We start from the raw sequence: 22,035 nt of genomic DNA on the forward strand, positions 1-22,035 counted from the left end.
CCCCCTAGCTGCTCATAACCGTCCGCCCCTGGCCTGATCGGTGCCACCATGGCTGATACGGTCCGGAAAACCGACTGGTATCAGGGAGTGGGACGACCATGGGTAAGAAAGTCACTGTCGTCGGCGCCGGTTTCTACGGCTCCACCACCGCACAGCGCCTGGCCGAGTACGACGTCTTCGACACCGTCGTGATCACCGACATCGTGGAGGGCAAGCCCGCGGGTCTCGCCCTGGATCTCAACCAGTCGCGGGCCATCGAGGGCTTCGAGACCAAGATCGTTGGCGTCACCACCGGCCCGAACGGCGAGGGTTACGAGGCCATCGAGGGCTCGGACGTGGTGGTCATCACCGCCGGTCTGCCCCGCAAGCCGGGCATGAGCCGGATGGACCTGCTGGAGACCAACGCGAAGATCGTCCGCCAGGTCAGCGAGAACGTGGCCAAGTACGCCCCGAACGCCGTGGTGATCGTGGTCTCCAACCCGCTGGACGAGATGACCGCGCTGGCCCAGCTGGCCACCCAGTTCCCGCACCAGCGGGTGCTCGGCCAGGCCGGCATGCTGGACACCGCCCGGTTCACCAACTTCGTGGCCGAGGCGCTGAACGTACCGGTGAAGACCGTCAAGACCCTGACCCTCGGCTCGCACGGCGACACGATGGTGCCGGTGCCCTCCAAGAGCTCGGTCAACGGCAAGCCGCTGCGCGAGGCGATGCCCGCCGAGCAGATCGAGGAGCTGGTCGTCAAGACCCGCAACGGTGGCGCCGAGGTAGTGGCGCTGCTCAAGACCGGCTCGGCGTACTACGCCCCCTCGGCCGCAGCCGCCCGGATGGCCAAGGCCGTCGCGGAGGACTCCGGCGAGGTCATGCCGGTCTGCGCCTGGGTCGACGGTGAGTACGGCATCTCCGGGGTCTACCTGGGCGTGGAGGCCGAGATCGGCGCCCAGGGCGTCAAGCGGGTCGTCGAGACCGACCTCGACGCCGACGAGCTGGCCGCCCTCAAGGAGGCCGCCGAGGCCGTCCGCGCCAAGCAGGCCGACGTAGCCTCCATGTAACCCACCCCCTTTGCTGAGTTGATCAAGAGGTTTGCGTCTCGGAGGAACCGATCCGAGACGCAAACCTCTTGATCGTCAGGGGGAAGGGTGGGCGGGTTGGGGTGGGGGTGGGGGAGTGATCAGGGCGGTCAGGGAGTCGAGGACTCGGGTCAGGCCGAAGGTGTAGGCGTGGTCCGGGTGGTAGGCGGCGTTGTGGGCGGCGCCTGCGGCGGCACCTACCCGGACGGCGGTGGGGTACCGCCGTTCGTCGAGGACCTCGGCCAGCAGGGGGGCGTTGGCGGTCCACCACTGTTCGTCGGTCCAGGCGCTGGCCTGCCGGGTGGACTGGGCCTCGATCGCGGAGCGGGCCGCCGCCCGGACGAAGTCGAGGACGTAGGTCAACGCGGCGTCCCGGGTCACATCGTCCAGGCCGGTGTCGTCGAAGGCACGTAGCTCGTACTCGTACTTGGCCATCAGGCCCGGCCCCAGCGGCGGCCGGCCGGTGGCGACCTCCGCAGCCCACGGATGGGCCGCGAAAAGCTCCCGGTTGTCCTGGGCCAGCGCAGCCACCCGGGTACGCCACGACTGGCCGGAGCGGTCCGGCCGGGGCATCTGCGCGTAGAGCGCGTCCAGCATCAGGTCGAGCAGTTCGGCCTTACCCGGCACGTACGTGTAGAGGGTCATCGGCGCCACACCGATCGCCTTGGCCAGCGACCGCATGGTCACCGCGTCCAGCCCCGCACCGTCGGCCAACTCGATCGCGGCCTGCACGATGTCGTCCAGCGAGTGGCCCTGGCGTGGGCCGCGCCGCGGGCCCTCCTCGGTTCGACGCCACAGAAGTCGCAGGGTGTGGGCGGGATCTCCGCCTCCGGTCCGGTGGGGCATCCCTGGATCCTCGCAGGTCAAATCACCGTACGCAGTACGTAGTACAATGTACGAAGATTTAGCTTCTGGGAGGGCACGTGCAGATCACCGGATCGGCCATCTCGCTCAACGTCCAGGACGTCTCGGCCTCGGCTGACTTCGTCAAGCAGCACTTCGGGTTCCGGGAGGAGATGTCGGCCGAGGGGTTCGTGTCACTGACCCGCGAGGGGGTGGGCTTCAACCTGATCTTCCTGCGTACCGGGCTGGAGAGCCTTCAGCCGCCGAGCCTCAAGGCCCAGCGGGCCGAGGGGGTGCTCGTCGCCTTCGTGGTCGACGACATCGACACCGAGTACGCCAAGATCCAGGCGGCCGGTGTGCCGATCACCACACCCGTCCAGACCGAACCCTGGGGAGAGCGCTTCTTCCAGGTCACCGACCCCAACGGGGTGATCCTCCAGTTGGTGCAGTGGATGCACGACCCGGCGCAGGCTGGCTGAGCGCGGCGCGCGTACCTGCATGTTCCGGGCCCGGTGGGGTAATTCCGCGCCGGGCCCGGCGGCCCGTCCGAGCGCGCTGACCGAAATGCCGGACCGGCAGCCCGCTCGTGACGCGAGGGTCCGGGAGCCGGGTGGTCCCGAGGGTTTCAGTCCCGGGCGGTCGGCCAACCGGTGGCCGCGACGTTCCCGGTTCGGGCGCGTCCAGTACGCTCGTACTGCTTGAGCATGTGTCCCCCGAGAGGAGCGCCGGCCGATGGCGAAGATCAAGGTAAACAACCCGGTCGTGGAGCTCGACGGCGACGAGATGACCCGGATTATCTGGAAGCAGATCCGGGAGCAGCTGATCCTGCCCTACCTCGACGTCGACCTGCACTACTACGACCTGTCGATCCAGCACCGCGACGCCACCGACGACCAGGTGACCGTCGACGCCGCCAACGCCATCAAGGAGCACGGCGTCGGTGTCAAGTGCGCGACCATCACCCCGGACGAGGCCCGGGTGGAAGAATTCGGGCTCAAGAAGATGTGGCGGTCGCCGAACGGCACCATCCGCAACATCCTCGGCGGCGTCGTCTTCCGCGAGCCGATCATCATGTCCAACGTGCCGCGGCTCGTCCCCGGCTGGACCAAGCCGATCATCATCGGCCGGCACGCCCACGGTGACCAGTACCGGGCCACCGACTTCGTCGTGCCCGGCCCGGGCAAGGTGACCATCACCTACACCCCGGCCGACGGCGCCGAGCCGATCGAGATGGAGATCGCCAACTTCCCCGGCAGCGGCATCGCCATGGGCATGTACAACTACGACGACTCGATCCGGGACTTCGCCCGGGCGTCGTTCCGGTACGGCCTGGACCGGGGCTACCCGGTCTACATGTCGACCAAGAACACCATCCTCAAGGCGTACGACGGCCGGTTCAAGGACATCTTCGCCGAGGTCTTCGAGAACGAGTTCAAGGCCGAGTTCGACGCCGCCGGCCTCACCTACGAGCACCGGCTGATCGACGACATGGTCGCCGCCGCGCTCAAGTGGGAGGGTGGCTACGTCTGGGCCTGCAAGAACTACGACGGTGACGTGCAGTCCGACACGGTCGCGCAGGGCTTCGGCTCCCTCGGTCTGATGACCTCGGTGCTGCTCTCGCCCGACGGCCGCACCGTCGAGGCCGAGGCCGCCCACGGCACGGTCACCCGGCACTACCGGCAGTGGCAGAAGGGCGAGAAGACCTCGACCAACCCGATCGCCTCGATCTACGCCTGGACCCGGGGCCTGGCCCACCGGGGCAAGCTGGACGGCACCCCGGCGGTCACCGAGTTCGCCAACACCCTGGAGCAGGTCATCGTCGACACCGTCGAGGGCGGCCAGATGACCAAGGACCTCGCGCTGCTGATCTCGCGGGACGCCCCGTGGCTGACCACCGACGAGTTCATGAACGCGCTCGACGAGAACCTGGCGCGCCGCCTCGCCGCCTGATCCGTCGTACCGAGCGAGCCCGTCGACCCCTCCGGGGCCGGCGGGCTTGCTCGTTCCCCGGCCCCCGGCTCGGCCTCCCCTCGCCGGCCCTCGGCTGGTCCCGGCCCCGGCCAGCCCTGAATCCCGCCACGGCTGGTCCCGGCACAACCGGCGTGTTCGGACAAGACGCGCAATCTGGCGTCACCTGCCCCGGCGTGCCTCGTTGACCTGAGTGGACGTGATGCCAGTCCCGTCCCTGGAAGGTTGATCGTGGCCGCCGTGCGGTCCGAGTGCCCAGCCAGCCTTCCCGGCTGTCGAGCACAGCCAGCCGTCCCTTCCCCGCGGGGGGCCCTGTCCCGGGCCCCCCGCGCCCTTGCGCCCTGTCCGGGCCTTGCGCTCCGTCTCCAGGACCTGCCGCTGCCAGGCGCAAAGAGGGTCCCGCGCCGCAGAAGGGGGTGTCGGTAAGTGCGCCGCCAGGTCCGGGGGAGGTGAGGTCGCGGGCAGGTCCGGGGAGGGTGCGGAGAAGGAGCGAGAGAGGGCGCGGCCGGCCAGCGGTGAGAGCAGCCTGGCGGCGGTGAGATCAGGCGGGTAGGGGCCGCTGGCTGCGGATCAGGAGGCTGCGGGTGCGGCGGCGCGGAGCAGGGCGGCGGCCTGCTCCGGGGCGATGTCGTTGATGAAGACTCCCATCGCGGACTCCGACCCGGCCAGGTACTTCAGTTTGTCCGCCGCCCGCCGGATGCTGAACAGTTGCAGATGCAGGTGGCCCAGTTCGCGGTCGATGCGTACCGGGGCCTGGTGCCAGGCGGCGATGTACGGCATCGGGCCGTCGAACAGCCCGTCGAAGCGGCGCAGCAGATCCAGGTAGAGGGGGCCGAAGGCGTCCCGTTCGGCCTCGGTCAACGCGGGCAGGTCCGGCACCGGCCGGTGCGGAGCCACATGCACCTCGAAGGGCCACCGGGCGGCAGCCGGGACGTACGCCGTCCAGTGTTCGTTGGCCGCCACCACCCGCTCGCCGGAGGCGCGTTCGGCGCTCAGCACGTCGGCGTACAGGTTGCGCCCGCCGGTGCGGGCGGCGTGGCGGCGGGCCGCGGCCAGCAGTGACCGGGTACGCGGGGGTAGGAAGGGGTAGGCGTAGATCTGCCCGTGCGGGTGGTGCAGGGTCACCCCGATCTCCACCCCCCGGTTCTCGAAGCAGAAGACCTGCTCCACCTCGGACAGCTCACCCAGCACTGTCGTACGGTCGGCCAGGGTGTCGAGGACGGTGCGGACCCGGCGCGGCGGCAGGGCGGCGAAGCAAGCCTGGTGGTCGGCGGTGAAGCTGACCACCTCGCAGCGGCCCCGGCCGGGTCGGGCCGGGGTAAGGGGGGTGATCTCCGCCGGTTCGGCGACCACCCGCGCGCTGAAGGCCGGGAATCGGTTCTCGAACACCACGACGGCGTAGTCGGGGGCCGGGATCTCGCTGAGCCGCTGGGGGGTGGAGGGGCAGAGCGGGCACTGGTCGGCCGGGGGCAGGAAGGTGCGGGTCTGCCGGTGTACGGCCAGCGCCACCCACTCGTCGGTCAGCGGGTCGTAGCGCAGCTGGGAGGCCAGCGGGGGAGGCGGCAGCTCCCGCCGGTCCGGCTGGTCCCGGACGACATCGTCGCGCTCGTCGTAGTAGATCAGCTCCCGGCCGTCGGCCAGCCGGATGGCGGTACGCCGCATCAGAAGGACTGCAGGCGCGGCTCGATCCAGCCGGTCTCGGTCAGGTGGATCAGGACCTGCTGGACCGCCTCGTCCACGTCCAGGTCACTGGTGTCGATGACCAGGTCGGCGTCGGTGGGCTCCTCGTACGGGTCGTCGATGCCGGTCATCCCGGTCAGCAGCCCGGCCCGCGCCCGCGCGTACAGGCCCTTGCGGTCGCGCCGCTCGCAGACCTCCAGCGGGGTGGCCACATGTACCAGCACGAACCCGGCGCCCGCCGCCACCGCCATCTCCCGGGCGGTCGCCCGAGCCTGGGCGTACGGGGCGATCGGGCAGCAGATGCCGATGCCCCGGTGCCGGGCGAGCTCGGCGGCCACCCAGCCGATCCGGCGTACGTTGGTGTCCCGGTCGGCCTTGCTGAAGCCCAGCCCGGCGGTCAGTTCCCGGCGCACCACATCCCCGTCCAGCAGGGTGATCGTGCGTTCGCCCTGCTCCCGTAGCGCGTCGGCCAGCCCTCGGGCGATGGTCGACTTGCCCGAACCGGAGAGGCCGGTGAGGAAGACCACCAGGCCCCGGTGCCGTCGGGGTGGCCGGGCCCGGCTGAGCTCCTTGGCCACCGCGGGGGGAGTGTGCCACTCCGGCAGCGGGAAGCCCCGGTCCAGCAGGTCCTCGATCTCGTCGTGGGTCAGGGCGAGGCGACGGTTGCGCGGCGGGATGTCCTCCCGCCAGCGCCACTGGCCGTCCCGGTTGTCGTAGGCCAACTCCCGCGGCACCAGCACCCGCAGCCCGCCCCCGGAGAGCATCTCGCTGGTGGAGAGCAGGTGGGTGACGCCGTACGCGGCCGAGACCCGGGCCCGGAGCAGGGCGTCGCCGATCTCGTCCCGTCGGCGGGCCAGGGGCACCGCCACCACGGTCGCCGGGGGCATCCGGTCCCGCGCGGCGAACACGCAGCGCACCAGCGCCTCCGGCGGCAGCCCGCCGGTGCCGTCCTCGCCGACCGGAATCATGACCAGCAGGTGGGCGCTCAGGGTGCGTACGGCGTGCGCGATCTGGGCCAGTTGCGGCCGGTGCAGGGGCCGGTCGGCGATGACGCCGAGGACCCGTCCCGGTGGCAGCAGGGCGCGGATCTCCTCCGGGGTACGCCGTAACCGCTGGAACGGCCCGTGCCCCCCGTCACCGAGGCGGCGTACGCTGCCGCCCACCCCGGCCACCCCCTCGCGTACCTGCCAGGCGTCGGTGGCCTCCAGGGCCGCCACCGGGGCCCCCTCGCCGTCGGTGAGCACCAGGGTGCGTCCGTTCGGGTCGGCCAGGTCGATGTCGCGCAGCAGGGCGGCGGGCACCTGAAGGGTCACCGCCACCGGCCAGGGGGTGCCGTCGACGAGTCGGCCCCGGCGGCTGACCGAGACCAGGTCGGCCCGGGTCAGGAAGCCGGTCAAGGGTGCGTACGCACCGGTCAGCAGCAACTCCAGATCCGCGAGCTCGCCGGGACGCGGCGTGTACGCCGGTGCGTCCCGCAGCACCTCGTCGGGCAGCACCCACCCGTTGCTCATCAGACCCCCAACTCCGGCGACCGGCACACAGTTTTGCAGCCGACCGCCGATCGGTCGAGGGCACCACCGCCACCGGCCCGATCACGTTCACTACTGCCGGACAAAAGCCTCGGCGGCGTACCCGCCTAGGTTCGGGTCAGACCCAGTTGGCGCCGCACCGACCCCGCCATCCGCCGCAATCGGCCGGGTCCGGGTTGCGGTGGGGCCGGGGTCTTCTTCTTCCGCTTGTCCACCACCACCGGCCGGGCACCGTCCGCAGGGCAGGTGATCTCCAGGGGCAGCTTCGTGTCGAGGGACCAGCCGTAGCCGGTGACCCGGGCCTTGAGGATCCACCCGCCCTGGGTACGACCGCCGTTGAGGCCGGCGAAGTCGACCGTGACCGCGCCCCGGTAGTGCACCTGGAACTCGCCCCCGGCACCGGCCACCCGATCCACCTCGAAGTGCACCGGCAGGAAGAACTCCTCGTGCCCGGTGGCGTGCCGGGCGACCACGTCGAGGCGGGCCCGGCCCAGGTCCTCGGTGCAGTCGACCCACTCGTCCGGCACCTCGACCGGTACGACCAGCCGGTCCCGGCCGTCGACCTGCCGGATCGTGAGAGGTTCCTCGCCGCTGCGGAGCTGGCTGTTGAGCAGCACGGTCAGGATCGAGCCGGTCAACTCGTACGCCTTCAGGCGGGTCCGGGCGCGGATGTCGGCGTCCCATTCGGCCAACCTGAGCAGGTCCTCCACCCGTCCCTCGGTGACCAGCCCGGCGACCGTACGCTCCAAGGCCGGCAGTTGGCCCGCGACCGTCGGCGCGAACCGTTCCTGGATGGTCTTCCGCACCTCCGCGGCGACCTGGTCGACCCAGTCCCGGGGAGCGTTACGCAACCGGTTGCCGCGCAGCCGGCGGATCATCTCGGTGCGCAGCCACCGCCGGTGCAGCTTGTCGCGCATGGGCCCCGGCTCGGTGTGCGCGTCGACGATGTCCAGCACCTCACGCAGGCTGCTGTAGTAGCCGGCCGGCTCCATCCGGGTGGCGGTCAGGTTGCCCCCGTCCGGCCGCCGGGCATGGTGGTAGCAGGTGTAGTCCGAGAGCACACTCGTGCGCCGGGAGAGCAGGTACGCCCGGATGACGAAGTGGTGGTCCTCCAGCCGCTTGCGGTCCTCGTCCGGAAACCGCAGGTCGTGCTCCAGCAGGAAGGCCCGGCGGAACATCTTGTGGCAGGTGAGGCTCCCGATCAGCGGGGAGTCCGCCAGCCGGGCGTCGGGGCGGTTGACCCGGAACAGATCACGGGGCACCGACCTGCCGTGCCCGGTCATCTTGCCGATGGCGATGTCGGCGCCGTTGGCCACCGCGTAGCCGTACAGCCGTTCCAGGGCCTCCTCGGCCAGCCAGTCGTCGTCGTCGACGAACTGCACGTACTCGCCGCGCGCCCGGGCCAGGGCCAGGTTGCGGGGGCGCGACGGCCAACCGGAGTGCGGGCAGTGCAGCACCTCGACATTGGGGTGGGCGGCGGCCAGCGCCGCCAGCCGGGCGGGGGTGTCGTCGGTCGAGCCGTCATCGACGAAGATGATCTCGAAGTCCGTCGCCGGCATCGACTGGCGCAACAGCGAGTCGATCAACTGCTGGAGGTGCCCACCCGAGTTGTAGGTCGGGACCACCACACTTACCTTGACCTCGCCCGTCATGGCTCACCACTACCCATCGTGGCCGTCGGAAGACCGATTGGTGAGCTTCAGTCTGTACCAGACAGTCGATCTTTCCAGGGCGGGGTGGGTGCACGACCCTCCGGCGATCGCGCCGGATGCGGCGCCTCCCTAGGGGAGTCGCCGGAAGCAGGATCAGGGAAATCCGGGGCGTGTACCGGACAGATTACGTTGGCCTCCGTCTCTAGGCTGTCGACGTGACACTGATCGAAACCGAGTCGTTGACCAAGGTCTACGGCGGTGGGGTGACCGCGCTGTCGGAACTGACAGTCACGGTCCAGCCGGGAATCGTCGGTCTCGTCGGGGCCAACGGTGCCGGCAAGTCGACTCTGATCAAGCTCCTGCTCGGCCTGCTCACTCCGACCCGAGGCCGGGTCCGGGTGCTGGGCATGGACCCGACCACCGACCCGGCGGGGGTCCGCGCCCGGGTCGGCTACATGCCGGAGCACGACTGCCTGCCACCTGACCTGTCCGCCGCCGAACTGGTCACCCATCTCGGGCAGATCAGCGGCCTACCGCGCACCGCCGCCCGGGAACGGGCCTCCGAGGCGCTGCGGCACGTCGGGCTGCACGAGGAACGCCATCGTCCGGTGGGGGGCTACTCCACCGGCATGAAGCAGCGGGTGAAGCTCGCTCAGGCCCTGGTGCACGACCCCGACCTGCTGCTGCTCGACGAGCCCACCAACGGCCTCGACCCGGCCGGCCGGGACGCCATGCTGGCCCTGGTGCACCGGATCGGCACGGAGTTCGGCATCTCCGTACTGGTCTGCTCCCACCTGCTCGGCGAGGTCGAGCGGATCTGCGACACCCTGGTCGCCATCGACGGCGGACGGCTGCTGCGCGCCGACCACATCGCCGCGATGACCTCGACCACGGATGTGCTCGCCGTCGAGGTCAGCGAGGGCACCGAGGCCCTGGCCACCCGACTGGCCGCCCTGGACCTGCCGGTCAGCCGGGAGGGGCGGCTGCTGCTCGTCCCCCTGGCCGACCAGCAGACGTACGACCTCATCATCGGTGCGGTCGCCGACCTGGACCTGCCGCTGCACCGGCTGGACCAGCGCCGGCACCGGGTGGCCGAGCTCTTCGCCCGGAGGGAGGGCAGCCATGTCTGAACCGACCGGGGTCATCCACGACATCGGCTACCAGCGCTACACCGGCCCACGACTGGGCCGCCGACACGTCTTCGGCGCGCTGTACCGCCACGGGGTGCGGACCACCTTCGGGCTGGGCCGCAGCGCCAAGGCCAAGATCTTCCCCTGGCTGGTGGTCGGCATCGTCCTGATGGTGGCCGCCTCGCTGACCGCGATCAGCAGCCAGATCGGCCAGTCCCTGATGACGTACGCCCAGTTCGCGGACTCGATGAGCTGGCTGGTCATCTTCTTCGTCGCGGTGGCCGCGCCCGAACTGGTCTCCCGGGACCTGCGCAGCGGGGTGCTCCCGCTGTACTTCTCCCGGCCCCTGCCGACGGCCGACTACCCGTTGGCCAAGCTGCTGGCGCTGGTCACCGCCCTCTGGCTGCTGCTAGGTGCGCCGCAACTGCTGATGTTCCTCGGTGCCGCCTTCACCAGCGACGGCATGGGCGCGGTCTGGGACGAGCTGCTGGACCTGCTGCCCGGCCTGCTCTACGCCGGGTTGTGGGCGGTGGTCTTCGCCTCGGTGGGCCTGCTGATCGCCTCGCTGACCGGCAAGCGGGCCTTCGCCGCCGGTGGCATCGTCGCCGTGTTCCTGATGACCACCCCGATCGTCGGGGTCCTGTCGATCCTGCCCTCGCAGGCCGCCAACCAACTGGCCGGCATCGCCTCGCCGTCCACCCTGGTGCAGGGGGTCGGGATCTGGACCATGGGCGACCAACTGATCACCGAGGGGGAAGGCGGCCCGGACCTGGGATCCTTCGGCCCGGTGTACGCCCTGGTCGCCGTCGCCCTGGTCGCCGCCGGGGTCGCCCTGCTGCTGGCCCGCTACCGGAAGGTGGCCGCCCGATGACCACGACCAGTAATCCCGCCCCGGCCACCACCAGCACCCTCGACCTGGCCGGGGTGTCCCGCTGGTACGGCAACGTGGTGGCGGTCAACGACGTGAGCATGAGCCTGGGGCCGGGGGTGACCGGGCTGCTCGGGCCCAACGGCGCGGGCAAGACCACCCTGCTGCACATGATGGCCGGGTTCCTGGCCCCCTCCCGTGGGCAGGTCACCCTGGACGGTCAACCCACCTGGCGCAACCCGGAGGTCTACCGACGGCTGGGGTTGGTCAGCGAGCGGGAGGCCGTGCACAGCTTCCTCACCGCGTACGAGTTCGTGCTGGCCACCGCGAAGCTGCACAAGCTGCCCGACCCGCAGGCGGCGGCCCGCCGGGCGATCGCCATGGTCGAGTTGGAGAGCGCGCAGGACCGCCGGATCGGCACCTACTCCAAGGGCATGCGGCAGCGTGCCCGGGTCGCCGCCTCCCTGGTGCACGACCCCCAGGTGCTGCTGCTGGACGAGCCCTTCAACGGCATGGACCCGCGTCAACGGCTGCACATGATGGAGTTGCTGCACTCCCTCGGCGACGCCGGCCGCACCATCCTGTTCAGCTCGCACATCCTGGAGGAGGTCGAGCAGGTCTCCGGGACCGTGCAGGTGATGGTCGCCGGACGGCTGGCCGCCTCCGGTGACTTCCGCACCATCCGTCGGCTGATGACCAACCGGCCGCACGTCTTCGCCATCCGCTCCACGGACGACCGGGCCCTGGCCGTGGCCCTGATGACCGAGCCCTCGGTGACCGGGGTGGAGTTGGGCCGTGACGGGCTGACCGTCCGGGCCGGCGACTACGGCGCCTTCACCCGGGTACTGCCGAAGGTCGCCCTGGCCCGGGGCGTACGGGTGCGTCAACTGCTGCCCGAGGACGAGTCCCTGGAGAGCGTCTTCTCCTACCTGGTGGAGGCCTGATGTCCACTGTCTGCTGGATCACCGCGCGCGGGCTGTTCGGGCGTCGCCGGTTCCTTCTGCTGCTGCCCCTGCCCCTGCTGTTGGTCGTACTGGCCGTGCTCTCCCGAGGGCTGGGGGTGCCAGCTGACTCCTGGGGGCCGCCGGTGCTGGTCGGCCTCGGGCTGGCCGTGGTGCTGCCGGTGGTCGCGTTGATCGTCGGCACCGGGGTGCTCGGTGCCGAGATCGACGACGGCACGGTCGTACACGTCCTGACCACCCCCTTGCCGCGTTGGCAGATCGTGCTGCCGAAGCTGGCCGTGGCGGTCGGCGCCACCGCGGCCACCGTGGGGGTGCCACTGTTCGCCGCCGGCCTGCTGGCCGACTCGGTACGCCTCGGACTGGGGCTGGCCGTCGCCGCCTCGGTGGGCGCCCTGGCCTACTCGGCGCTGTTCCTGGCGGCCAGCCTGCTGACCCGGCGGCCGGTCCTGCTCGGCCTGGTCTACGTGCTGATCTGGGAAGGGCTGCTCGGCAACGTGGTCACCGGCACCCGGGTGCTCTCCATCCAGCACTACGTGATCGCCCTGGCCGACCGGCTGGCCCCGACGAACCTGCTCGAAACGACGGTCTCCGTACCGGTGGCGGCCGTGATGACCGTGCTGGTCTGTGTCGGGTTCACCCTGCTGGCAATCAACCGCCTCCGCTCCTTCTCGGTAGCCGGCGAAACCAGCTGAGGTGTAAGGAAGGGCACCTTATTAACGCCTGCGGTAGAGGAAGGGCCCCTTATTAACAGTGCCCGATCGCGGTGGATCGGCGCGTGTTAATAGGGGGCCCTTCCTATGCACGAGGCGTTAATAAGGTGCCCTTCCTTGCATCCCCTCAGAAGGCGCAGGCGATGACGAGTTCGGGGGTGCGGTCGGCAAGGAGGTCGAGTTTGTCGATGTGCCCGGCCGAACGTAGGTCGTCGACGAACAGGGTCAACTGGTCCAGCACAGCGGCCGGGCCGAGGGCCTCGGCCAACGGGACGGCCGCCTTCATCGACAGCTTCCGCTCGGACTTGGCCCGCCGGACCTGCCCCAGCGCCTCGGCGGCCAACCGCAGCAACCCCGGATCCCCCTCGCCCTGGATCGCCCGCCCCACCTCGTATTTCGTGGGCCAGGGTGACCGGTGCACCGAGCCGTACCGCCACCAGGACCACACCTCCTCGGTCGCGTACGGCAGCACCGGGGCGAACAGCCGCAACTGCACCGACAGCGCGGTGGCCAGGGCGGCCCGGGCCGAATCCGCCCCCGCCCCGGTGCCGTAGGCGCGTTCCTTCACCAACTCGATGTAGTCGTCGCAGAACCGCCAGAAGAAGGACTCCGCGGCCTGCAAGGCGGCGGTGTGGTCGTACGCCTCGAAGGCCGTGGTGGCGGTCGTCACCACCTCGGCCAGGGTGGCGAGCATGGCCCGGTCCAGGGGTTCGGTGGCCGGGGCACGCAGGGCCTCGGCGGCGCCCAGCCCCAGGGCGAAGCGGGAGGCGTTGAGCAGCTTCGTGGCCAGCCGCCGACCGATCTTGATCTGGGTCGGGTCGAAGGCCAGGTCGACCCCGGGACGTCCGGTGGACGCCCAGTACCGCACCGCGTCGGAGCCGTGCTGCTCCAGCAGGGCCATCGGGGTTACCACGTTGCCCTTGGACTTGGACATCTTCTTGCGGTCCGGGTCCAGGATCCAGCCGGACAACTCGGCGGTGTGCCAGGGCAGGGTGCCGTGTTCCAGGTGGGCCCGCACCACCGTGGCGAACAGCCAGGTCCGGATGATCTCCTGCCCCTGGGGACGCAGGTCCATCGGGAAGACCCGGGCGAACAGGTCCGGGTCGGTCTCCCACCCGGCGGCGATCTGCGGGGTCAGCGACGAGGTGGCCCAGGTGTCCAGCACGTCCGGGTCGCCGATGAAACCCCCCGGCATGCCACGTTGGGACTCGTCGTACCCGGCGGGGGCGTCCTCGGAGGGATCGATCGGCAGCGAACCCTCGTCCGGCGTGAGAGGCTGGGACCAGTCCGGCTCGCCAGTGCCGTCGAGCCGGTACCACACCGGCACCGGCACCCCGAAGAACCGCTGCCGGCTGACCAGCCAGTCCCCGGTCAGCCCACTCACCCAGTGTTCGTAGCGGTGCCGCATGTGCTCCGGCACCCAGCGCAGCTCGTCTCCCCGGGCCAGCAACTCCGCCCGCAGGTCGGCGTCCCGGCCACCGTTGCGCAGATACCACTGCCGGGTCGAAACGATCTCCAGCGGCCGGTCACCCCGCTCGTAGAACTTCACCGGATGGGTGATCGGGCGGGGCTCCCCGGCCAACTCACCCGCCTCGGTCAGCAACTGCACGATGGTGCGTCGGGCCGCGTTGACGCTCTGCCCGGCCAGCGCCGCGTACGGTCGCCCCGGCACCCCGGCCGGCGGCTCCGGCAGCAGCCGGCCGTCCCGCCCGATCACCACCCGGGTGTCCAGGTCCAGTTCCCGCCACCAGGTCACGTCGGTCAGGTCACCGAAGGTGCAGACCATCGCGATGCCGGTGCCCTTGGCCGGCTCCGCCAGCGGGTGCGCGCGCACCGGCACCTCCACCTCGAACAGGGGAGTACGCACAGTGCCGCCGACCAGGTCCGCGTACCGCTCGTCCTCGGGGTGGCAGACCAGGGCCACACAGGCCGGCAGCAACTCCGGACGGGTGGTGTCGATCAGCACCTCCCGCCCGTCCGGGGCGTGGAACCGCAACCGGTGGTACGCCCCCGCCCGCTCCCGATCCTCCAACTCGGCCTGGGCCACCGCGGTGCCGAAGCCGACATCCCACAGGGTCGGCGCCTCCGACTGGTACGCCTCACCCCGGGCCAGGTTGCGTAGGAAGGCCCGCTGCGAGGCGGCCCGGGCCAGCGGACCGATCGTGGTGTACATCAGCGACCAGTCCACCGACAGGCCGAGCCGACGCCACAGCGCCTCGAAGACCTGCTCGTCCTCGGCGGTCAACCGCTCGCACAGCTCGATGAAGTTGCGCCGGGAGATCGGGGTCGGGTCCTTGCGGGCGGCGTCGTCCACCGGCGCGGCCGGGGCCTGCCAGTGCGGGTCGTACGGCAGGGACGGGTCGCAGCGCACCCCGTACACGTTCTGCACCCGGCGTTCGGTGGGCAGCCCGTTGTCGTCCCAGCCGATCGGGTAGAAGACCGTCCGCCCCCGCATCCGCTGGAACCGGGCCACCAGGTCGGTGTGGGTGTACGAGAACACATGCCCCATGTGCAGCTCGCCCGATACGGTCGGCGGCGGGGTGTCGATCGCGTATACGTCCGAGCTACGGCCATCCGGGCTCGGCGAGTCTGACGCCTCGCCGCGACCCCGGACAGCCGCCTTCGAGCGGTCGAACGCGTACGTGCCCTCCTCCTGCCAGCGGCGCGACCAGGTCTCCTCGAGCCCCTCCAGGGTGGGACGCTCGGGGACCCCGGTGCGGGCCGTCCTCGCCGTATCAGTCATCCGTCGATGGTAGGCAGCCACGCGCCGCCGGGCATCGAATTACTACAGCAGCGACTCGACCCACTGGCGGTGCAGGGCGGCGTACCGGCCCTCCCCGGTGACCAGTTCGGCCGGGGGGCCGTCCTCGACTATCCGGCCCTCGTCCAGGACCAGCACCCGGTCGGCGATCTCCACAGTGGAGAGCCGGTGGGCGATCACCACCGCGGTCCGGTCCCGCAGGATGGTGCCCAGGGCATGCTGCACCAGCCGTTCCGTCGGGATGTCCAGCGAGGAGGTGGCCTCGTCCAGGATCAGCACCGCCGGGTCGGCCAGGAAGGCGCGGGCGAAGGCGACCAGTTGCCGCTGCCCGGCGGAGAGGCGCCCGCCGCGCCGGTGCACCTCGGTGGCGTACCCCTGGGGTAGTGCTGTGATGAAGTCGTGGGCGCCGATCGCCCGGGCGGCGGCCTCGACGGCCGCGTCGTCGGCGTCCGGGCGACCGAACCGGATGTTCTCCGCCACGGTGCCACCGAACAGGTGGGTCTCCTGGGTGACCAGCACCACCGCCCGGCGCAACTGCGCATCGGCCACCTGGCGCAGGTCCACCCCGTCCAGGCTGACCGTGCCGGACACCGGGTCGTGGAATCGGGCCAGCAGCTTGGCCAGGGTCGACTTGCCGGCACCGGTCGGCCCGATCAACGCCACCGTCTGCCCGGCGGGGATGGTCAGGTCCAGCCCGGCCAGGATGGGTGCCTGCGGCCGGTACCCGAAGGCGACCTGGCAGAAGGTGACCTTCCCCCGGGCCGGTCCCGACGGCAGGGGCACCGGTCGGGCCGGCTCGGCCACCTCGGGCCGTTCGTCGAGCACCCCGGCCAGCTTCTCCAGGGCGGCTGTGGCCGACTGGAGGGAGTTGTAGAACTGGCTCAGCTCCTGCATGGGCTCGAAGAACCGACGCAGGTACAGCAGGAAGGCCGCCAGCACCCCCACCCCGGTCTCCCCGCCGAGCACCCGGGCCCCGCCGTAGCAGAGCACCACCGCCACGGTGATGTTGCCGATCAGCTTGATCCCCGGCGCGTAGGTGGCGATCAGCCGGTAGGCGCGCCGGCTGGCGCGGCGGTACTCGTCATTGACGGAGGCGAAGATGTCCTGGTTGCGCGGCTCCCGACGGTAGGCCTGCACGGCCCGGATGCCCCGCATCGACTCCACGAAGTGGACGATGACCAGCGCCATGGCCTCCCGGGTGTGGCGGTAGGCCACCGCCGAGGCCCGGGCGAACCAGCGGGACAGCCAGAACAGCAGCGGGAAGGCCAGCAGGGTGACCGCGGCCAGCGGCAGATCCAACCAGAGCAGGATGCCGGCCACCGACACGATCGTCAGGGCCGCCATCACCAGGCTCTCCACCCCACCGTCGACCAGCTCGGCGATGGAGTCCATGTCGCTGGTCAGTCGCGAGATCATCCGACCGGAGGTGTACCGCTCGTGGAAGGCCACCGGCAGGCGCAGGAAGTGCTCGTACACCCGTTGGCGCAGATCCAGCAGGACGGCCTGGCCGATCCGGGCGGAGAGGGTGAGGAAGGCCCGTCGGGCGGCGTACTCGATGCCGGTGGCCGCGGCGAAGGCCACCGCGACGGCCGCCAGGGGGCCGGTGTCGCCGTCGCGCAGCGGGTCGATCGCCCGGTCGATGCCGAGCATGACCAGGTACGGCCCGGCCATCGCCGCCGCGTTCTGGGTCAGTAGCAGCGCCACCGCCCCGCCCAGCCGGCCCCGATGCGGGCGCAGCACCTCGGCCAGCAGGGCCCGACTGCGGACCCGCAGCCGAGCCACCGCCTCGGGTGAGCTGTCCTCGGCGAGACTGCGGTCGGCGTGCGGATCGGCGGCCAGCCCCCGCCAGCGCGCCGGATCGACCCCGTCCGCTCGCTGCTCGGGTGTCCGCCCCGGTAACGGGCCGTCCGGCCGATCCGCCCCGCCGGTCACGAGCGCACCAGTGGGGGACCGCCCGGTGCCGGGCCGACCCCGGCCGGCTCGGCGGAGAGCAACCTGCGGTACGCCGGCACCTCGGCCAGCAGGTCGGTGTGCCGCCCCACGGCGGTGATCCGCCCCTCCTGAAGGAGGGCCACCCGGTCGGCCAGGGCGATCGTGGAGGGCCGGTGCACCACCACCAGCGCGGTCATCTCCCGCAGCACCTGCTTGAGGGCGGACTCCACCAGGGCCTCGGTGTGCACGTCTAGGGCGGAGAGCGGATCGTCCAGGACCAGCACCGCGGGCCGCACCAGCACCGCCCGGGCCAACGCCAGGCGCTGCCGTTGCCCGCCGGACAGCGACAGCCCCTGCTCGCCCAGCCGGGTCTCCAACCCCCACGGCAGGTCGTACGCGAAATCGGCCTGGGCCAGGGCCAGGGCCGCCCGCACCTCCTCGGCACCGGCGTCGGGCCGACCCAGGGTGAGGTTCTCCCACACCGACATGGAGAACAGGGTGGGTTCCTCGAAGGCCACCGCGACCAGCCGACGCAGCGAGGTCAATTGCAGTTCCCGCAGGTCGTGCCCGTCCAGAGTGATCCGGCCCGCGGTGACCTCGTGCAGCCGGGGCACCAGGGACAGCACTGTGCTCTTGCCGCTGCCGGTGGCACCGACCAGCGCCAGGGTCTCCCCGGGCTCGACGGTCAGGTCGATGCCGTCCAGCACGGGTGCGGCGGTACCCGGATAGCGGAAGGTGACCGCCTCGAAGCGGAGTCGACCGCGTACCTCCGACCGGGGCAGGGCGATGGCCCCGGGGGAGTCGACGATGGCCGGCGGGGTGTCCAGCACCTCCTGAATCCGGTCGGCGGCGGTGGCCGCCTCCTGCCCGTTGGCGATGATCCAACCCAGCGACTGCACCGGCCAGATCAGCATCAACTGGAGGCTGGCGAAGGCGACCAGTTCGCCGATGCTGAGCCGCCCCTGAGCCACTGCGGCGGCCCCGGCCACCAGCACGATGCCCAGGGTCAGGTTCGGCACCAGATCGAGCAGGGCGGCGGTACGACCCAGCAGCCGGCCCTTGCGCACCCCGGTGTCGTGCAACGCCCGGGTGCTGGTCGCGAACCGGGCGGTCAGTTGGGGCCCCCGCCCGTACGCCTTCATGGTGCGCAGCCCCTGCGCGGTCTCCTCGACCTGGGTGGCGACATCCCCCTGCTGGTCCTGCATCCGGCGGGAGGCGGCGTGGTAGTACCGCCCGAAGCGACGGGAGATCAGGAACAGGGGCACCGCGCTGGCCGCCACCAGCAGGCCGAGCACCGGATGCAGCCGGATCAGCAGCACGATCACGACCAGGTAGGTGGCCAGGTTGAGGACGAGGAAGAACAGCCCGAAGGCCAGGAATCGGCGCAGCACCGACAGGTCGGTGGTGATCCGGGAGAGCAACTGGCCGGAGGGCCACCGGTCGTGGAAGCTGGCCGGCAGCCGCTGAAGGTGGGCGTAGAGGTCGTCCCGGATCCTCGTCTCCATCGCCACCGAGGAGGACGACTGCACCCACCGGCGAATGAAGATCAGCAGGGCCTCGACCAGGCCGAGGACCAGCGCCAGCCCGGCCAGTTGGAACAATCCCACCAGGTCCCGGTCGGCCACCGGGCCATCGACCACCCGCTGAGCCACCAGGGGTACGGCGATTCCCGCCCCGGTCGCGGCGAGACCGGCCAGCAGCAGGAGACTGAACTCCACGACGTGCGGACGCAGATAGCGCCGCAGCCGCCACAGGTTACCGAGTGGATGTCGCCTGACCTCGGCCCGTCCGGCCGGGCCGTCGCCGCTCCCCGCAGCCACCAGCCGACGGTAGCGGTAAATGAGCAGGGTGAATGTGTCAGCTTGTTGTCAGTGGTGTTGCCCTTCTCCTTATCGACAACGACGACTACGGTCCCACCCCTCGTAGGCGGTGTCGGCCCTGGCTGACGTCGATCCCTTGCCTGGGGCTACGGCCGACCACCCTGCTCGTGGGCTAGCAGCCATTCCTTGACCGGCAACCCCCAGCGGTAGCCGCCCAACCTCCCATCGGTACGCAGCACCCGGTGGCAGGGGACGAACAGGGCGGCGGCGTTGCGGGCACAGGCCGAGGCGGCGGCGCGCACCGCAGCCGGGCGACCGGCCAGGGCGGCGTACCCGGTGTAGGTGACCGGCTGGCCCGGTTTCACCTCGCGCAACATCTCCCAGGCGTACGCCATGAAGGCCCCGCCGCTGTGCTGCTCGACCGGCACCTCGTCGATCGCGGTCAGGTCACCGTCCAGGTAGGCGGCCACGGCTGCGGTGACCGGACCCAGTTCGCGCCGCAGGCGGGGCTCGCCGCGCAGACTGGGATGCATCACCGCCAGCACCTGCGCCGGATCGCCGGTGAACCCGGCCCCCCGCACCGCCCCCTGGGGATCGGCCAGGATCGTGAACGGGCCGACCGGGGTGTCCACGGTGGCGCTGTCCAGGAACGTGCCGCTACGCGGCAAGGTCGTACTCACACTGCTCTCCCCGGTCGAATGGTCACGTCTCCACCCGGCTGAACGGGTGCGGCTCTGACTGGTCGGATGGATATGGCCCTACCTGGTCGGATGGCGGGCCGTGGTCGGGCCGGGGCGGCCCGCCAGAGTCGGACGAGGGCGTACGAGCGCCAGGGCCGCCAGCGGGCGGCGTACCCGTCCAGGGTCGAAGGGCTGTCGGGCAGCCCCAGGGCGGCGGCACCCCGGCGTACGGCGAGATCGGTGGGCAGGAACACGTCGGGATCGCCGAGCGCCCGCATCGCGAGGTACCCGGCGGTCCACGGCCCGATCCCCGGAAGCTGTGTCAACCGCCGCGCCACCTCATCCCGCTCCCCACCGGCCTCCAGATCGAGCCCGTCCTCCACCACCGCCCGCGCCACCGCCCGAATCGCCTCCCGCCGTCCCACCGGCATCCGAAACCCCGCATCCGGCGCCGCCAACACCTCCTGCGGCCCCGGAAAACCCCCTGTCGAATCGATCATGAGGCGCGCTTTGCCGGGTTGGTCGGCGCGGAGGGTGGCGATCAGGTGGGTGAGGGTGGTGCGGGCGGAGGCCAGGGAGACCTGCTGGGTGGCTATCGCGCGGACGACCATCTCGAAGCCGTCGACGGCGTGGGGGACCCGTATCCCGGGTTCGGTAGCCACGGCGGCGGCCAGTGCGGGGTCGGCGGCCAGGGTCTGATCGACCGCTACCGGGTCCGCGTCCAGGTCGAACAGGTGCCGGCAGCGGGCCACGGCCGGGGCCAGGTCCCGCAGATCGGTAAGCCGTAGGGCCGCCACGACATGCCCCTCCGCCGGGGTCAGCGCCACCTCGCCGGTGCCGTGCGGCAACCGCAACCCCCGGCGGTACGTCCCACCCTGGACCTCGTCGACCCCGGGCAGAGTACGCGCGGCCAGGAAGTCGAGCAGGGCACCCGCGTGCAGGGGCGGCCGGTACGCCAACCGCAGCGTGATCGTGCCCGATTCGCTGAGGGCCGTCCGCCGCCCGACCCGAAGCTGGGAGGGCGGCACCCCGTACACCTCGCGGATCGTGTCGTTGAACTGCCGGACGCTGCCGAATCCGGCGGCGAAGGCGATCTCGGCCAGACCAAGCTCGGTGCTCTCGATCAGGGTGCGGGCGGTCTGCGCCCGCTGCGCCCGGGCCAGCGCCAGCGGCCCGGCACCGAGTTCGGCCCGGAGCATCCGGTGCAGATGCCGTTCGGTGTAGCCGAGCCGGGCTGCCAACCCGGGCACCCCCTCCCGATCCACCACCCCGTCGGCGATCAACCGCATCGCCCGGCCCACCACATCGGCGCGGAGGTCCCATTCCGGCGACCCGGGTGCCACGTCCGGCCGACACCGCCGGCAGGCCCGCAGCCCGGCCCCCTGAGCAGCCGCAGCCGAGGGAAAGAACCGGACGTTGTGCCGCTTCGGTGTCACCGCCGGACAAGACGGCCGACAGTAGATCCCGGTGGAGGTCACGCCGGTGTAGAACCACCCGTCGAACCGCTGGTCACGGCTGTCCACCGCCCGATAACACCGCTCGAAGTCCAGCTCCACACCCCCGATCATCCGCCCCACCCCGGCCTCCCGACTGGCGGCTTTCAGACCCCACCCTGCCCCTCGCTCCACCCTGCCGCCAGCCCTGGAACCCGTAGCGCCACCCCACACCACGCCCGCCCTCACGCGCCGCCCCGCTGCCCCCGCCCCGCCCCGCCCGCCCCGCCCCGCCCCGTCGATCATGCAGTTTCTGTCGGGACAAAAGAGACCTATCGGGGCGAATCAGCGACCAAAAGTGCAAGATCGAGGGGGCGGGAGGCGGGGCGGGAGGCGCGGTGGGGACGGCGAGGGAGGTGGAGTGAGGGCGGGGTGGGGGTGGGTGGGGCGGGAAGTGTCGGTTGTGGTGGGTAGCGTGCGCGCCAGCAACTCAAGAAGGGGCTGGCGATGGCGAGCGTGGTGGGTCGGGCGGCGGAACCGAGGCAGGGGCAACCGCCGCTGGACGAGGCCGTGGTCCAGCGCTTCTACGAGCGGATGCGCGCGGTAGCGCCGGCAGCGGTCGGCGCCATCGATCGGGACCGTGCCGACGACCCGGCCCGGGCCTTCGCCGACACGGCCTGCGGGCGACTGCTGCGCTCGCTCGACGACGACGGCGTACGGGCGCTCGGCATGTGGGTGCACCACTGGTGCATGCGCTTCTACGACGACGACACCCGGGCCGCACTGCGACTGCTGCGGGAGATCGCCGGCCGCCCGAGGCTCGGCTGGACGGCCGACGAGGTGCACTGGATGCTCCGCGAGTCGCACCAGGCCAACCCCCACGCCGCCGCCCGACTGACCCTTCCGCTGGCTGCCGCCGCCGAACTGGCCCCGGGCACCCTGCGGATCGACACCCCGGTGCCCCAGCAGGCCGCCCCGACCCGCCACAGCTGACGAACCG

The 22,035-nt window shown here is 71.3% G+C and carries 17 protein-coding genes; 8 read left to right on the top strand and 9 right to left on the bottom strand.

What is annotated here, in order from left to right:
* Positions 1 to 98 precede the first annotated feature (98 nt).
* Positions 99 to 1,049, top strand: coding sequence for a malate dehydrogenase (locus tag OIE53_RS26360; protein ID WP_327024135.1), 951 nt, complete (start codon positions 99 to 101; stop codon positions 1,047 to 1,049).
* 75 nt (positions 1,050 to 1,124) lie between these two features.
* Here the strand turns inward: OIE53_RS26360 and OIE53_RS26365 are convergent, their stop codons facing one another.
* On the bottom strand, positions 1,125 to 1,913 hold the full coding sequence (locus OIE53_RS26365) for a TetR/AcrR family transcriptional regulator (protein WP_327024136.1): 789 nt from the start codon (positions 1,911 to 1,913) through the stop codon (positions 1,125 to 1,127).
* A gap of 77 nt (positions 1,914 to 1,990) precedes the next feature.
* Here OIE53_RS26365 and OIE53_RS26370 point away from each other — a divergent pair, with 77 nt between their 5' ends.
* Entirely contained in the window at positions 1,991 to 2,389 is a 399-nt protein-coding gene (locus OIE53_RS26370; RefSeq protein ID WP_327024137.1) for a VOC family protein, read from the top strand.
* A 253-nt stretch (positions 2,390 to 2,642) separates the two neighbouring features.
* Complete coding sequence (locus tag OIE53_RS26375; RefSeq protein WP_327024138.1) at positions 2,643 to 3,860, top strand: NADP-dependent isocitrate dehydrogenase; 1,218 nt, start codon at positions 2,643 to 2,645, stop codon at positions 3,858 to 3,860.
* A gap of 588 nt (positions 3,861 to 4,448) precedes the next feature.
* Here the strand turns inward: OIE53_RS26375 and galT are convergent.
* The 3 genes from galT to OIE53_RS26390 form a co-directional block, all read right to left on the bottom strand.
* Positions 4,449 to 5,540: a galactose-1-phosphate uridylyltransferase gene (galT, locus tag OIE53_RS26380; RefSeq protein WP_327024139.1), complete on the bottom strand. Its 1,092-nt coding sequence runs from the start codon at positions 5,538 to 5,540 to the stop codon at positions 4,449 to 4,451.
* Entirely contained in the window at positions 5,540 to 7,069 is a 1,530-nt protein-coding gene (gene cysC / locus OIE53_RS26385; RefSeq protein WP_327024140.1) for an adenylyl-sulfate kinase, read from the bottom strand. Before cysC ends, galT begins: the two co-directional genes overlap by 1 nt.
* 125 nt (positions 7,070 to 7,194) lie before the next feature.
* Positions 7,195 to 8,739, bottom strand: a complete 1,545-nt coding sequence (locus OIE53_RS26390) for a glycosyltransferase family 2 protein (RefSeq protein WP_327024141.1) — start codon at positions 8,737 to 8,739, stop codon at positions 7,195 to 7,197.
* Positions 8,740 to 8,954: 215 nt separating this feature from the next.
* On the opposite strand from OIE53_RS26390, the gene OIE53_RS26395 reads away from it, so the two are divergent.
* Genes OIE53_RS26395 through OIE53_RS26410 form a run of 4 tightly spaced genes read left to right on the top strand, consistent with a single transcriptional unit; the run spans position 8,955 to position 12,391 of the window.
* The gene (locus OIE53_RS26395) at positions 8,955 to 9,869 is read left to right on the top strand and encodes an ABC transporter ATP-binding protein (protein ID WP_327024142.1); all 915 of its coding nucleotides are present in this window, start codon (positions 8,955 to 8,957) and stop codon (positions 9,867 to 9,869) included.
* Complete coding sequence (locus tag OIE53_RS26400; protein WP_327024143.1) at positions 9,862 to 10,740, top strand: ABC transporter permease; 879 nt, start codon at positions 9,862 to 9,864, stop codon at positions 10,738 to 10,740. Before OIE53_RS26395 ends, OIE53_RS26400 begins: the two co-directional genes overlap by 8 nt.
* Entirely contained in the window at positions 10,737 to 11,681 is a 945-nt protein-coding gene (locus OIE53_RS26405) for an ABC transporter ATP-binding protein (RefSeq protein WP_327024144.1), read from the top strand. The genes OIE53_RS26400 and OIE53_RS26405 overlap by 4 nt, the downstream gene beginning before the upstream one ends.
* Positions 11,681 to 12,391: an ABC transporter permease subunit gene (locus OIE53_RS26410; protein ID WP_327024145.1), complete on the top strand. Its 711-nt coding sequence runs from the start codon at positions 11,681 to 11,683 to the stop codon at positions 12,389 to 12,391. Before OIE53_RS26405 ends, OIE53_RS26410 begins: the two co-directional genes overlap by 1 nt.
* 145 nt (positions 12,392 to 12,536) lie before the next feature.
* Here OIE53_RS26410 and valS read toward each other — a convergent pair whose 3' ends face one another.
* The 5 genes from valS to OIE53_RS26435 all read right to left on the bottom strand — a co-directional run bounded on the left by valS (position 12,537) and on the right by OIE53_RS26435 (position 21,158).
* Positions 12,537 to 15,152, bottom strand: coding sequence for a valine--tRNA ligase (gene valS / locus OIE53_RS26415; protein WP_327024146.1), 2,616 nt, complete (start codon positions 15,150 to 15,152; stop codon positions 12,537 to 12,539).
* A 42-nt stretch (positions 15,153 to 15,194) separates the two neighbouring features.
* On the bottom strand, positions 15,195 to 17,102 hold the full coding sequence (locus OIE53_RS26420) for an ABC transporter ATP-binding protein (protein WP_327024147.1): 1,908 nt from the start codon (positions 17,100 to 17,102) through the stop codon (positions 15,195 to 15,197).
* Positions 17,099 to 18,922, bottom strand: a complete 1,824-nt coding sequence (locus OIE53_RS26425) for an ABC transporter ATP-binding protein (protein ID WP_327024148.1) — start codon at positions 18,920 to 18,922, stop codon at positions 17,099 to 17,101. The genes OIE53_RS26420 and OIE53_RS26425 overlap by 4 nt, the downstream gene beginning before the upstream one ends.
* Positions 18,923 to 19,068: 146 nt before the next feature.
* Positions 19,069 to 19,569, bottom strand: coding sequence for a methylated-DNA--[protein]-cysteine S-methyltransferase (locus tag OIE53_RS26430; RefSeq protein WP_393340681.1), 501 nt, complete (start codon positions 19,567 to 19,569; stop codon positions 19,069 to 19,071).
* 29 nt (positions 19,570 to 19,598) lie between these two features.
* The gene (locus OIE53_RS26435; protein WP_393340574.1) at positions 19,599 to 21,158 is read right to left on the bottom strand and encodes a DNA-3-methyladenine glycosylase 2 family protein; all 1,560 of its coding nucleotides are present in this window, start codon (positions 21,156 to 21,158) and stop codon (positions 19,599 to 19,601) included.
* Between the two features lie 384 nt (positions 21,159 to 21,542).
* On the opposite strand from OIE53_RS26435, the gene OIE53_RS26440 reads away from it, so the two are divergent.
* Positions 21,543 to 22,028: a hypothetical protein gene (locus OIE53_RS26440; protein ID WP_327024149.1), complete on the top strand. Its 486-nt coding sequence runs from the start codon at positions 21,543 to 21,545 to the stop codon at positions 22,026 to 22,028.
* Positions 22,029 to 22,035: the final 7 nt, after the last annotated feature.

Origin of the sequence: Micromonospora sp. NBC_01739, assembly GCF_035920385.1 — a bacterium.
Taxonomy (GTDB): Bacteria; Actinomycetota; Actinomycetes; order Mycobacteriales; family Micromonosporaceae; genus Micromonospora.